Raw genomic sequence first — 12,077 nt, 5'->3', positions numbered from 1 at the left:
CTGTCGGGGCCTGTGGGGGTGGGAGGGAGCGTGTGTGGGTGTCCGGGGGGTGGGGTGGGGGTGTTCGGGTGCGGGGGTGATGGTGTGTTTTGCTGAGGGGGTTTCAGCGCCCTTCCGGGCGCCGTGTCTGGGGTGGACGCCCTCGCGGGCGTCCGGATTCACGGGGCGAGGTGCGCGCCTGAATTCTTGGGCGGCCTTACGGCCGAATTCCGGGGTTCCTCAATTCGGCTTACTCCTCCGTCGATGATCCGTTCCGATATCTCTGGAGTGCGTCACTTATGGACCGTCACATCCTGTGAATCTGATGACACGTCAGAGAATGGGTGGAAGAAATACAGGGCGACCGAAAACCGAATATGAGGACACCCCGGAAAAGGAAAAGGAGGCCCTTCCGGGCCTCCCGTTCATGGCTATCACACCGTCAAAACACTGCACCGCCAAACCACTTCAGACCGCAGGGCCGGCGGGACCGGCCGGCTCCCCTTCAGGCACGTCGCCCCTGTCACCCTCGGGTGATGCCCATCCTCCGCAAACCCTCCAGCGCAGGCCCTCAGCCGCCCAACAGACGACCGAGGGCCCATGGGTCAGCCGCTCGGGGTGGTTGCTGCCGTGTCGTGGGTCTCGATGTAACTGTGGCCCGCGTAGGGGCGCGCGGTGTGGGCGGCCTTGAGCCGGGCGTAGTTCGCCGGGATCATCTCCGCCTCCCAACCGGCCAGGGTCCGCACGTCCCATCCGTCGTGCTCGTCAGCGTCCAGCGTGATGGCTTCAAGCTCTTCGGCCTGGAGGGTGCCGCCGTCGAAGATGAACCCGATCCTCGGGACACTCCACGCACCATCGATCGTGGCGAAGTGGGTGAGGAGAAGCGGGCGGGGGCCCGCGATGACGATGCCGGTCTCCTCCCGCACTTCACGCGCGGCGGTCTCCCAAGGCGTCTCGCCTTCGTCCATGACACCACCAGGGATCTGCCACACCTCACCCCGATGAGGAGAGCGCAGGCACAGTGGCCGGCCCTCCGTGTCGGTGAAGAACACCGAGGCGTAGACGATCGCCTTGGGAGCCTGCCGGATGTACTCGTGGCGGGGAAGCCACTTAGTGGGACGGGACACGAGATGGTTCCTTCCGTTGAAGGGGGCGGAGAGGCATCCCTGCCTCTCCGCCCGGGGTGTCAGCGAACCTGGCTGCCAGCGGGGAAGAACCCGCCCACCTGTCCGCGCGGGTAGATGATGGTGCCGGGGCCGATCAGAGTCCCGGGCTGGAGGATCGCGCCCGCCGGGATGGCGATGTCGTCGGCGACGACCGAGCCGAACTTCGTCTGTCCGGTGCCGATGCGCCGATCGCCGAGGAGCACGGTGATCTCCTTCGTCGCGGGCTCGGTGACCCGACCGCCGTTGACGCGCAGCGCCGTGGTCGAGACGAGCCCCCCCACGTTGACGTGACGGCCCAGCACCGAGTCGCCGATGAACGAGGAATGCTTCATCCGCACGTCGGACACCAGCAGCGAACGGGCGACATCCGCCCCCCACCCGATGTGGCAGTTCGGCCCGATGACCGAGTGATCACGAACACTCGCGCCCTTGGCGATCACCGAACCGGGGCCGACGTACACCGGACCCACGACCATCGCTCCGGACTTGATGACCGCGCCCTCGCCGACGATCACATCGCCTTCCACATCCGCGCCGGGCTCGATCGTCCCCCCTCCGGTCAGAGGCGTGCCGCCAGTCAGCAGCGCCGCCATCGCGGGCTTGATCTCGAACACGGTCGCGCAGCTGGCCAGCAGGCCACGGACGAACGGGTCCTCGACCCCCGCCACATTGATGAAGTACCCCGGGGCGATCCCGGTAACGATCTGTTCCGTACCCTCGCCCGGCTTCGACTGACTGGACATCATGAACTCCTCTGAGAGTGGGTGTTCCCGGTTTCGCTGGCCGACTGCCACCACCGACCAACAAGACAACTATAGCATGAATTAATCACTTCGGGGGGTGTCAGAAACCCTTCCCCGACGGAATTTCCCTAGGTGAACGGGCTACGCGACGCAAGGCCCTGACCCCGCAGCATGCGCAGCTCCCGGCCGCGCCGGAGGACGGCGCGAGCGACAAGAGCTGGGCGGGCAGCAGCCGGAGCCCCCTGCCGCATCTCCCCCGATCGCCTCGCCCCGGACAGGACGAAGGAACAGCCCGCACGCCCGGAGCAGCAGGCCGGGGGCTGCGAGCAGCCCGCCCGCAACCGCCGGCCGGCTATGATCCGAGCACCCAGAGGGAAGGCGCCCGATGATGCCCGTACCGAGCCTGCTCGCGGTCTACGCCCACCCCGACGACGAATCACTGTGGTCGGGCGGCATCCTCGCCCAGCACGCAGCTGCCGGAGGCCGAACCGCCGTTGTCACCACCACCTGGGGCGCCGACACCCCACGTGCCGCGGAACTGGCCGACGCGCTCGAAATCCTCGGCGCCGGCAAACCCCGGATGCTCGGCTACGCCGACGCACGCGCACCCGAGTCAGCACCCGGCCGGCCGCGACTCTGCGACGCACCCCTCGACCAAACCGTGCGGGACCTGGTCACGCACCTACGGGAGTTCCGCCCCGACATCGTCATCACCCACGACGCCTACGGAGGACTCACCGGCCACCCCGACCACCTGCACACCCACCGGATCACCCTGCTCGCGTTCCACGCAGCCGGCCTCGAACTCCTCTACCCGGACACCGGCGCCCCCTGGACACCCAACGCCCTCTACCTCGCCACCCACCCCCACACAGCCGCACAACAACTCAGCAGGCACCTGACCACCCCGGGCAGAACCATCCACAGCGTCCCCGACAACCAGATCACCGCCACCCTCGACGTCACCCCATGGCTCGAACAGAAAACCGCCGCCATCCTCGCCCACCACACCGAAGTCCAACGAGGCGCCATCCCCGGCCTCATCGCCAACCTCCCACCAACCACCCGCCAACAACTCCTCACCACCGAGCACTACACCCACCACACCCCCACCACCACACCCCCACCACCACACCCCCACCCACACGCCAAACCACACTCACCACATAAACCCCACCACCCAGCACGGACGTGGACGGACAGGGCACGGCAGCATGCACGGGCAGCCGAGCGGATACGGGCACCGGCCGGGCTCTGGGACTTCCGGCTTCGCGTGGGCGGGGCGGCAACACGGCGCGGGGCAGCCCGGGCAGCACCGCAGCCACCCGGGCCCGACAGGCTCGCGAGTGGCACGGCACCGGAACTCACGAAGCGCGGGCGGGCGCAGCCCGGCGACGCTGGCCAGCGGACCGGACCGAGCCAGCAGGCGGAACACCGGCGGCCGCCAAAGGCAGCCGGCGGGCACCGGGCGAGCGAGGACCGGGGGGCCTGGCACCGGCAACCGCGCATCCGAGCGGCCAGACGCGACGCTGGCCAACGGGCAAGGCGGCCAGCAGCCGGCCGGGCGGCAGCGGCGCGACCCGGACGGGGCGAACGGCAGCGGGCGCACGCAGCACGGGTCCGAGCGGGCCGCCAAGCGGGCGGCCCAAAACAGCGGCGCGGGCCAGGCGGACACGAGCGGGTGCGGCTGGCCGGAGCCCGGACGGCTTGCATCCAGGTGGACGCGGACGGGACACGACCACGGCACCAGCCGCCCGGCACAGCAGCCCGGGCACCAAGCAGGCCCCGCAGCGGCCAGCAGTGGTGGCCGCCCGCACCGGGTGAACGGTGCAGCAACCGCGCGGCAGCGAGCAGTACGGCTGCCAGCGGCAGCCGTGGGCACCGACCAGGGCTCGGCCGCAGCCGGTGCCCACGCAGACACCCGGGGCCGGGCAGCGGGCGGGGCTGGCGGCCCAAATCTCCTACGAAGGAAGCTCAGCCTTAACGATCAGCTCCCGGGCCGCCTCTACGTGGCCCGTCCACAGACACGTTCGGACGCGCCGCCGTGCCGGGCAGGGCGAGAGCGGGCAGCACTGAGCCGGCGCACGCCGCTGGCTCAGCGTCCAGGTTCTCTCGAACCGCTTCGATAAACACGGCTAGGTCACGGCGGATCACCGCGTACGTGGCGCCGAACTTGAAACCACGCCGTCGAGACCCTTCCTGCGCCCTCCGAGCGAACGAACCCTGTTGTTGGCGGGTGAGCAGCCCGGTCTCCCGCAGGGCCTCCCACAGCGCGAAGTCAGGCGGTCGCCGCCTGCCGCCGACCCGGGACAGGACTTCCTTCGCGATGTGGTTCCCCTCGAACGCTGCCTGACGCAGGATCATCCTTGGAACGTCCCGGCGGTGGGCGCCCATCACACCGATCGTGGCTCTGTTCAGGGCCGTTCGTACCTCGGTCGCACGGTCGGCAAGGGCCGACGGTCCCTCGATCCTCACGATGGACAGGGCCTTCTCCAGGTTGCGGCGCAGCTGCTTGACGGCCTCCAAATCGAAGGGCTCTTGAGCAATGCGCACGGCCCGGATGGCCTCCAGCTGCTCCTCCACCGCCAGCACGAAGTCAACAGCGGCCTGGCGCCGATTGCTGTTGCGCCACTGGTGTCGTGTGGTCAGGGCAGCAACTTCGGCCGCGTGGTGGGCGGCGCGTGCTTGCCGTAACCCGACGATCAGGGCCGCCGGAACGCCGAGGACCGCCGCGCCCGATGCCACGAACGCGGCTATCGCTTCTAATTGCATGCCGCATCATGCGAGGCAGAGGCGCCACGTGATGGACTGACTGGGTCGCTGGTACCGAGCTGTTACAGCCAGCCCCGCGCCGAAACCTGACCGGGAGACGGCGGCCCCACGAAACCGGCGAGCCGCATCTCCGCCGCCTTCGCCGAGGACGAGAGCTTTCGTCCTGCACCGGCACGACGGTCCACACCGCCGCAGGCCGGACTCATCCATGGCGAGCTTGTCAATCGGCAGGCCTCCGTGCACTTGGACAGTTAGGGCCAGATCACCGAAAACCCGCACACTCGGCGATCGCGCCACGCAACATCGTCACGGTCGGCACCACCGCCGACTGTGACCCTGAGGAGAAAGCCCGATGATCAAGCGAATCCTGGACCAGTGGACCGCCGACCAGGAGCAGAAGCGCAGGTGGCGTGAGGAAGACCGCGCCGAGCGCAAGGCCGCCGAGCGCGCCGCCGCCGAGAAGGCAGCCGCAGAGGCAGACGCGAAGGCCCTCACGGACGCCATGGTGAAGGCCGAGGCCGACGCAAAGGCCCGAGAGTCCGCAGACGCCCAGACCGCGAAGGAAGCCAAGGACGCGGAGGTCATGCGGGCGGTCGTCCGTGACCTGGTCGACACCAAGGCTGTGGCGGCCACCCTCTCCACGCTGCGGGTCACCTGCCACCAAGACACCGTCGACTCCCTGGCGCGGATTACCTTCGACTCCGCCAGCTGGACCGAGCCAGCCCACCCCTGGCACGGCCGGGTCACGTTCAACGACGACGACACCGTGACCGTAGCCATCTCCGGCGTCCAGCTGGTCCAGGCCCTCGAAGCCCTCTTCGACACCGGTAGCCCGTGGAAGCCCCGCAGGTCTACGGACGCCCGCCTGGCCTGGCCGCTGTACCTGTTCTTGGGCGAGCAGGTACGGCGGGTCGCCCAAGGCGCCGAGGGCGGAGAGATGCCGAGCGGGGCGGCCCGTGTGGACGACGACGCACTTCGAGATGCGACGGAGGGCTCGCAGTGAGCCCGACCGACGAACACCTCACCGTCATCTACCTCCCGCCCGGCGAGCAGCCACCTGCACGACTTCATGGAAGCCGAGATCGCACAGCGTTGACAAGCCGGCTACCACGGCAGGCTGTCAGTGGTCCCGGTCCCCGGCGTGTCGGTACCCGCGCGGCGCCTGCGGTCGTGCCCCGGCGGTCTCACACAGCCCGAGCATGGACGCAGAGGAGTTCCCTGCCGGCGTACGCAAGGGGTGTCGATCCGGCAGCGCTCGGCGGCGTCTGGGGCCTATGAGGCGCGGATACGTCGAAGGCCCGTGCCAAGGCGCGGGCCTTCGATGCGTGTGACGTATGTCACAGTGATCGGGTTCGCGGCCCGATCGAGCCCTCCAACCACAGAGCAGCTCATGCCCCTAAAGAGTGGCCTAGGCCGAGGTCAAGTCAAAATATTCGGACGGTCCCGGACGGTCAATCATCAAGGCGTGGGTAATCGCGCTCGCCAAGTCTCAAGTCCCGGACGGTTCCGGACACCGTCCGCGAGGGCGCGGAATAGTTCGCGCCGCAGGACTGGCCGCAGCGCTTCCACCTGAGCAATTCGTCCTCACCAAACGGGAGTTGCTCGGGCTACTGGGCCGGTGCATGCTCAGTCTGCGCGCAGGCGCCGAAGGGGGTCGCGCCTCTTCGTAGCACCACCCCTCCAACCGCAGAAACCTGGTGAGCACTCTCATGCTGCACATCTCCATCGCCCTTGGCTACGGGCTCTCTCAGGCGGGCCCCGGCTGTGTCCTGGGTCTAGCCCCCAGATCCGCCTTCGGCTTCTCAGGCGACAGCACCGCGAAGCCCCTGACCCACAGCCGCCGTCTCGTGCGGGTACTGCCAGCGCTGATCTCGATCATGCTCCTGGTGTGGGGATCCTTGTACGGCCACGTGGTCGAGTGCGTCGCCGCGGTGATCGCGGCCATCCTCGTTGATGCGACCACCTCGGTGCTGCGCGTCGATACGGAGCGCTGAGCCGTGGTCAGACTCCACCCGAAGATCACCTACAGGCGCATCCTGGCCGAATACCTTCGTGCGTCTGCCCACTCCAAGGAGATGCTTCACCGGTATCTGGGCGTCTCGCCCGGCACCCTGACTGGTTACCTCAACGCGGAGCTCGTGCCAGACCCGGCGACGTTTTTGCGGTTGAGGAGGGTGCTGGAGATTCCGTCTCACGAGCCGAACGGCCTCGACCACGACTACATCCGGCTCCTTGCCGATAGTCAGTCGAAGACACGTAAGCGCACCAGCAAGATCCAGGACCGGCACGTCCTCCCCACAGGAGCCCCCGACCCTCTGACGGCAGAGTCCGCCCAGGAGCTCGTCGAGAAGCTGCGGGAAGTTCACCAGTGGGCGCTGCGCCCCTCGTACCGCGAACTGGAGAAACGGACTGGCGGGATCCTCAAGCGCGCCACACTCGGCGATATGCTGCACCCCGACAACACGGTGCTGCCGCGCTTCGACCGGTACGCGTGCTTTCTGGAGGCCCTTGGAGTCAAGGATCTGGCCTACTGGATCGCCGCCTGGCGCAGGCTGGCGCCACCCAGCCACGGGGTGTGGCATCTGGTGGCCGAGCGCAGGCAGGCAGAACTTCGGACTAACCCCTAGCCGCCACCAGATGGGGGCGCAAGCATCGCATGACCCTGCCCCCTGAGCGCGGCCCCTGCCCCTGGTAGGCACAGTGCCGGGGTCAGGCGCCGCGTGAAATACCCGAGGGTTGGCACCCTGAGCGGCGCCACGCCTCGTCGACGGGGCGCAGGACGACAGTGTGGCGGACGCCTACCTCCAGCATGACCTGGGAGCGGTGCTGCCTGTTGATGTAGCCGCCCTCGCTGTCAGGCTGGATCGCAACCCACGTGCTGAACAGGGTGGCCAATGCCTCGGTCTCCCAGTCGGTGGCGCCGGCCGTTGCCGCGTAGTGACGGCGAACTCCTGCACGTCCTCGGCTCCCACGGACTGCGCGCGGGCATCGCGGAGCACCTGCAGAGCTATCGCGTTGACCCGGTGCCAGTGCCCGCCGTGGTACCAGCAGCACGTACGGGTGGCATCCCGCGGCCGTACCTGCCGCACCCAGCGCTGCCACCATGGCACCCCGACCGGCATGCAGTGGAGCGAAGGGCCGGGCCCCGGGCGCACCCTGCGCCCAGGGCGGGACTGAGGGACGCGGGTCAGGCAATGTCGAGGATCACCGCGACGACGCGCTTGGTGACCTCCTCCAGGCCGTCGGAGGCGCTGGTGCAGTCGAAGTACTCCATGAGGAAGGTCGGCTCGGCGTTCTTGTCCGCGTGGACGTAGAGGTCTCCCTCGTGGTCCACGCCCACGATGAACTGGGCTCCGTTCGGGGCGGTGATCACGCCGGTAACGCCCCAGTAGCCGGACTCGGCGTGCCAGTCGTCGCCGAGGAGCATCACCGCCTGGCGGGCGATGTCCGAGATGGAGAACGGGTATTCGCTGCCGGGCGCGGGGTCGTACCGGTCCTTCATCGCCAGGCCCGCACGTCGCCAGCAGCCACCTCCGCTCGCCCTCCTGGCTCTCTCCGTCGCGCGGGACGCGGTAGAACTCGACGGTGCAGGAACTCCCACCATTGGACCGCCGGATGGCGTACCGGGTCATCCAGAGCACATCCCAGAGGCGGCCCGACTCGTCCTGGTAGGCCTGCCGGTTGTCCTCGGCGGTCCAGGCGACACAGTCGGCCCACGCGGCTGCGGTGAGCGCCACCGGGACCCCCAGCCCCGCCTCGCGGGCGATGTCGTCGCCGACGGCGACCAGGACTCCGTCGGCAAGGGCATCGGCTCGGCTGTACCCGTGGACGACCTCCCCGAAGACGTCGGCCACGGAAGCGGCCGGCTGCTCCGGCTCTGGGGTCCAGCGCATCGCGTCGGGGCCCAGGTTGTCCGGGTTGACGGTGCCGTCGATGAGAGTCCTGTCGGTCATGGTCTGCCCTTTCGTGAGCGGGTGTTCTCGATGGCGGCGGGGTGCCACTCCCCGCCGTCGGGGGCGGGGCGCAGCCGGCGGCTACGCCCCGAGGGAGGGTCAGGCGTTGGCGGCGGACCGGGTGATGGACTTGCGGCGCACGTGTTGCACCGTGCAGGCGTCCGGGTCCTCGGCGAAGGGGTCGGTGAGGCGGTAGCGGGTGTCGTCGATCCCGAGGCGGTCGGCGCGCCCGCAGTGGAAGCAGTCGCACGGCTGGGCCAGGTGGATCCCGTGGTGCTCGGGGATGCTGCCGTGGTAGAGGACCAGGTCGCCGGGCTCGATGAGGCCGAGGGTGCGGAACAGGGTGTCGGACATGATGTCTCCTCACGACTGCGCATGGATTCGGTTTGTGATCGGCTGCCACCACCGACCAACAAGACAACTATAGCATATATGTATCACTTTCGCTCCTCTGCGGCCCTCCCAACTGAGTGAATTGCCGCGCGACCGTCCTCCGCTGGCCACGCATGCACCGCTGGCGCGCCTCCCCATGACCGGCGGCCGGAACCCGCCACCAGCCCGGCGCCTTGTCGGCCGGAGCGCGACTGCGCCCCCACCGGGCGGCGGCGGCACGGTGGGGGCGCAGAACGGGTAGACCTCTATCCGGTCGCGAGGCCTGCACGTACGACTGCGACGCGGCGTTCGCCTCGGCTTCCTCGAAATCCGCTCCCTCGGCGACGGTCGCGACTGATGAGGCGAGATCCCAGACTTCCACCAGTCTCCAATGATGGTGAATTTCAAGAATTTTTCCTTCTCCGAATTCGAGGGGCCCCGGAACTCGATTCCGAGGACCCTGGCGACCTGCGTTTAGCGGCGCGGCCGGGGGACGTCGCGGTGACGGCTGAAGTAGCGGTCGACGAGCATGAGCGCCTGGCCCTCGGTTAGGCCGAGCAACGCGCCGCCGCGCGTGGACCCGGTGAAGACCTCTACCCCGCAGACCGGCGTCGGGGTGGCCTGGTAGGTGTGGAGGAGGTGCGCGGGGGCGTTGGCGGGGAGGCCGAGCGGGACGGCCAGTTCGTCGGTCCACATGATCAGCTGGGTGGTCAGGTCGACGGAACGGACCTGGTCAGCGCCGAGCGCGTCCTGCGGGCACATCTCGGAGCCCCAGTCGAGCAGGGTGATTCCGCCGGTGGGCTCGATCCGGAGGGCGTAGCTGTCCTGGAGGAGGGTGGGCATGGGTGGCCCCTTTCCTTGGAGTCGTGGTTCTCGGTGCGGGTTGACTGCCACCACCAACCCGCGAGATAACTATATCGCTGATTCATCACTGATGAAGCACTCTGGGCCGCTATTTCCCCTGTTCAGCGGCATATGGAGGGCCCGCCGGCGGAGCGCACAAACGCGCCGCCGGCCCGCCCGGGTGCCGGGCGCCGGCGTCGAGGTGGCGGCTCGGGCGGGCTGCCCGGCCGCGGGGGTCCGGCGGCGCTGGAGGCACACCGCCTGAGCCGACGGCGCGCCGGCCGTCATCCGTGGCGGACCGTACGGACCGGGTGCCGCCGTCCTGCTGCTCGGCGGAGCGCGCTTGGCCCCAGGCACGACTGCGCCCCGGAGCGGCTGATGGGCCGTTCCGGGGCGCGAGGAGGTGCGGGCTATGCGGTCAGGGTCCAGGGTCCGCTCAGCTTCGGCGGGCCCGGCTGGTGGGGGTTGAGGTCGACGACCACGTCACCGTCGTTCGTGTGGACGGTGAAGGCCGTCGCCCAGGACGTGGGGTCGCGCTGGACTGCCAGCGCTTCGAAGGCTGCGTGTACGGGCGTGTCGGCGTCGATCTCCATGGTCCAGGTGACGCTGTACTCCGGCATGGCTGTTGCCCTTCCTGGGCTCTCTCAGCGCCCGTGTCGGCCCGTGGGAGGTCTGGGTCAAGGTCTAGGCGGCGAGGGTGAGTTCGACGTCGTCCAGGCTTCGCTCGTTGATGCTGACGCCGCTGAGGGGGTCGAGGTGGTCGAGCCAGATGTCTTCGTTCTCGGTGAGGTAGTCGCGGAGGGCGTTCGGGTTGTTGCCGATGTACGCGGGGAGCTCGACCTCAGCGGTGAACTCGTAGGTGACCTCCTCGGTCACGGTCAGGGCGAGGTGAGCGGTCACTTCCCGGTCGTGGCCCTCCGGCTCGGGGGCGTCGGCGTTGACCAGGAGGCACAGCAGGGAGGCGGTGTCCTCGTACGGGTCGGCCTGCTCCTGGGCAGAGTCGGGGAGCCGTCCGAACGGGGTCCCGAGGCGGTCGAGGTCGCGAAGGAGCTGGAGCAGGGCCTGGGGGTCGCGCGGGTTGGTCTGTCCCCAGGCCGCGCGCAGTACGGGGTCTGTGAGCTCGGGGAGCAGGTCCGACTCGGCGAAGGTGCGCTGTGTGCCGCCGCCGGCGGTCCGGAGGCTGTCGAGGTGGAGTTCGCCGGAGCGGGGTCGCGGCGCAGCACCAGGTAGGCGGCGTGCGGGTACATGTGGGCCAGGGTGGCGGCGAGGGTGTGGGTCAGGCCCTGCGCCTGCGCCCGGGCGGTTTCGAGTGCGTCCTGGCAGTCCTGAGGGGTGGTGTGCATCGGTCCTCCTGAGATGTGTTGGGGGCCAGCCGTGCGGCCGGCCGCAGCTGGGACCCTCCCCCCGGCGCCGGGCCGGGGGGAGGGTGGTTCAGGCGCTGAGGAGCTGGTTGCCGGTGCGCTGCCAGTACCCGGCCGGGGCGCGGTCCGCACGGCACTGGTACGTGCCGTAGGCGATGAACGTCTCCTCGTCGTCGCAGACCAGGTAGCGGGCGTCCGGGGTGATCTCCAGCATCATGCTGTCGGCGGGGAGGTCCTTGAAGCACTGGACGCGGTGGGGGGTGTTCAGGAACCAGTAGATGTCGCCGCGTTCGAGGTCGGTGTAGCGGACGCTCACGGTGTCGCCGGGGTGGAGCTTGCACCAGGTACGGACGCCGAGGGCGGCGCAGATGTCCTGGATCCGTCCGTACATGACGTCGAAGGCGTCCGGTGCGAGGCCCAGGGCGCGGTCGGTCTCGCCGCTCGGGCCGGTGAAGTGGACGGGGCCCCGGACGTCGAGGTCGTCGAAGCCGTAGCGGGCGGCGAGGTGCTGCGCCACGGTGTTAGTGGCTCCCGGGGCTCCGGGGAGGTAATGCATGTCCGTCTCGGCGTCGAGCGGGACGGTGGTGTAGGTGCCGGGGTCGGAGAAGAGGCTGGTGAGCTCCCACTCGATGTGGGCGTCTCCGAAGTCCCACGCCACGAGGTGGTCCGGGTGGAGAGTGCCGAAGCAGCTGAATTCGTGCGGGTTGGTGAAGTCCAGGGGCATGCGGGTCTCCAGGGTGTTCGCGCGTGTTTCCGGTGCTGGTCGACTGCCACCGTCGACCATAAGACAACTATATCACATATATATCACTTTCGGGAGATCCTTGGACCATGTTTCCGCTGTTCAGGGGCTCATCTCCGGCCGCGCTCATTACGCAGAACTGGCCT

14 protein-coding genes and 1 pseudogene are annotated in these 12,077 nt (G+C 68.9%); 5 read left to right on the top strand and 10 right to left on the bottom strand.

The annotated features are described in order from the left end of the window. Positions 1-584: 584 nt before the first annotated feature. Both AB8A24_RS23980 and AB8A24_RS23975 read right to left on the bottom strand, forming a co-directional pair. On the bottom strand, positions 585-1,106 hold the full coding sequence (locus tag AB8A24_RS23980; RefSeq protein ID WP_369477620.1) for an NUDIX domain-containing protein: 522 nt from the start codon (positions 1,104-1,106) through the stop codon (positions 585-587). A 59-nt stretch (positions 1,107-1,165) separates the two neighbouring features. Further along, complete coding sequence (locus tag AB8A24_RS23975; RefSeq protein ID WP_369477619.1) at positions 1,166-1,942, bottom strand: hypothetical protein; 777 nt, start codon at positions 1,940-1,942, stop codon at positions 1,166-1,168. Between the two features lie 331 nt (positions 1,943-2,273). On the opposite strand from AB8A24_RS23975, the gene AB8A24_RS23970 reads away from it, so the two are divergent. Beyond that, entirely contained in the window at positions 2,274-3,872 is a 1,599-nt protein-coding gene (locus tag AB8A24_RS23970; RefSeq protein WP_369477618.1) for a PIG-L deacetylase family protein, read from the top strand. Here AB8A24_RS23970 and AB8A24_RS23965 read toward each other — a convergent pair. Next, on the bottom strand, positions 3,869-4,660 hold the full coding sequence (locus AB8A24_RS23965) for a hypothetical protein (RefSeq protein ID WP_369477617.1): 792 nt from the start codon (positions 4,658-4,660) through the stop codon (positions 3,869-3,871). The genes AB8A24_RS23970 and AB8A24_RS23965 overlap by 4 nt on opposite strands. A 352-nt stretch (positions 4,661-5,012) precedes the next feature. Here AB8A24_RS23965 and AB8A24_RS23960 point away from each other — a divergent pair, with 352 nt between their 5' ends. From AB8A24_RS23960 to AB8A24_RS23950, 3 genes are all read left to right on the top strand, one after another. Then, complete coding sequence (locus tag AB8A24_RS23960; protein ID WP_369477616.1) at positions 5,013-5,663, top strand: hypothetical protein; 651 nt, start codon at positions 5,013-5,015, stop codon at positions 5,661-5,663. A 706-nt stretch (positions 5,664-6,369) separates the two neighbouring features. Further along, positions 6,370-6,654 (top strand): hypothetical protein, encoded by a 285-nt coding sequence (locus AB8A24_RS23955; protein ID WP_369477615.1) that lies wholly within the window; start codon positions 6,370-6,372, stop codon positions 6,652-6,654. 3 nt (positions 6,655-6,657) lie between these two features. Beyond that, positions 6,658-7,287: a hypothetical protein gene (locus tag AB8A24_RS23950; RefSeq protein ID WP_369477614.1), complete on the top strand. Its 630-nt coding sequence runs from the start codon at positions 6,658-6,660 to the stop codon at positions 7,285-7,287. A 560-nt stretch (positions 7,288-7,847) separates the two neighbouring features. Here AB8A24_RS23950 and AB8A24_RS23945 read toward each other — a convergent pair. The 6 genes and pseudogenes from AB8A24_RS23945 to AB8A24_RS23920 all read right to left on the bottom strand — a co-directional run bounded on the left by AB8A24_RS23945 (position 7,848) and on the right by AB8A24_RS23920 (position 10,728). Then, positions 7,848-8,162 (bottom strand): hypothetical protein, encoded by a 315-nt coding sequence (locus tag AB8A24_RS23945; protein ID WP_369477613.1) that lies wholly within the window; start codon positions 8,160-8,162, stop codon positions 7,848-7,850. Between the two features lie 52 nt (positions 8,163-8,214). Then, a pseudogene (locus AB8A24_RS23940) lies at positions 8,215-8,553 on the bottom strand (DUF6573 family protein); the annotation flags it as partial. A 159-nt stretch (positions 8,554-8,712) separates the two neighbouring features. Further along, a complete protein-coding gene (locus AB8A24_RS23935; RefSeq protein WP_369477612.1) occupies positions 8,713-8,967 on the bottom strand; it encodes a hypothetical protein in 255 nt (84 codons plus the stop codon). Between the two features lie 492 nt (positions 8,968-9,459). Beyond that, on the bottom strand, positions 9,460-9,828 hold the full coding sequence (locus tag AB8A24_RS23930) for a hypothetical protein (RefSeq protein WP_369477611.1): 369 nt from the start codon (positions 9,826-9,828) through the stop codon (positions 9,460-9,462). Between the two features lie 410 nt (positions 9,829-10,238). Beyond that, the gene (locus AB8A24_RS23925; RefSeq protein ID WP_369477610.1) at positions 10,239-10,448 is read right to left on the bottom strand and encodes a hypothetical protein; all 210 of its coding nucleotides are present in this window, start codon (positions 10,446-10,448) and stop codon (positions 10,239-10,241) included. 64 nt (positions 10,449-10,512) lie between these two features. Beyond that, entirely contained in the window at positions 10,513-10,728 is a 216-nt protein-coding gene (locus AB8A24_RS23920; RefSeq protein WP_369477609.1) for a hypothetical protein, read from the bottom strand. Between AB8A24_RS23920 and AB8A24_RS23915 the strand changes: the two genes are divergently transcribed. Further along, positions 10,717-11,058, top strand: a complete 342-nt coding sequence (locus tag AB8A24_RS23915) for a hypothetical protein (RefSeq protein ID WP_369477608.1) — start codon at positions 10,717-10,719, stop codon at positions 11,056-11,058. The genes AB8A24_RS23920 and AB8A24_RS23915 overlap by 12 nt on opposite strands. A 201-nt stretch (positions 11,059-11,259) precedes the next feature. Here the strand turns inward: AB8A24_RS23915 and AB8A24_RS23910 are convergent, their stop codons facing one another. Further along, positions 11,260-11,913, bottom strand: a complete 654-nt coding sequence (locus AB8A24_RS23910; protein WP_369477607.1) for a hypothetical protein — start codon at positions 11,911-11,913, stop codon at positions 11,260-11,262. Between the last annotated feature and the right edge of the window lie 164 nt (positions 11,914-12,077).

The sequence above is a fragment of the Streptomyces sp. BF23-19 genome, assembly GCF_041106355.1.
GTDB lineage: Bacteria > Actinomycetota > Actinomycetes > Streptomycetales > Streptomycetaceae > Streptomyces > Streptomyces virginiae_A.
This window is presented reverse-complemented; position numbering and strand designations above follow the sequence as displayed.

What these genes read in the sequence shown, in the direction of transcription:
- AB8A24_RS23935 (WP_369477612.1), bottom strand. Translation starts at nt 8,967, where the DNA reads ATGTCCGACACCCTGTTCCGCACCCTCGGCCTCATCGAGCCCGGCGAC.
- AB8A24_RS23970 (WP_369477618.1), top strand. Translation starts at nt 2,274, where the DNA reads ATGATGCCCGTACCGAGCCTGCTCGCGGTCTACGCCCACCCCGACGAC.
- AB8A24_RS23965 (WP_369477617.1), bottom strand. Translation starts at nt 4,660, where the DNA reads ATGCAATTAGAAGCGATAGCCGCGTTCGTGGCATCGGGCGCGGCGGTC.
- AB8A24_RS23955 (WP_369477615.1), top strand. Translation starts at nt 6,370, where the DNA reads ATGCTGCACATCTCCATCGCCCTTGGCTACGGGCTCTCTCAGGCGGGC.
- AB8A24_RS23925 (WP_369477610.1), bottom strand. Translation starts at nt 10,448, where the DNA reads ATGCCGGAGTACAGCGTCACCTGGACCATGGAGATCGACGCCGACACG.
- AB8A24_RS23960 (WP_369477616.1), top strand. Translation starts at nt 5,013, where the DNA reads ATGATCAAGCGAATCCTGGACCAGTGGACCGCCGACCAGGAGCAGAAG.
- AB8A24_RS23945 (WP_369477613.1), bottom strand. Translation starts at nt 8,162, where the DNA reads ATGAAGGACCGGTACGACCCCGCGCCCGGCAGCGAATACCCGTTCTCC.
- AB8A24_RS23930 (WP_369477611.1), bottom strand. Translation starts at nt 9,828, where the DNA reads ATGCCCACCCTCCTCCAGGACAGCTACGCCCTCCGGATCGAGCCCACC.
- AB8A24_RS23910 (WP_369477607.1), bottom strand. Translation starts at nt 11,913, where the DNA reads ATGCCCCTGGACTTCACCAACCCGCACGAATTCAGCTGCTTCGGCACT.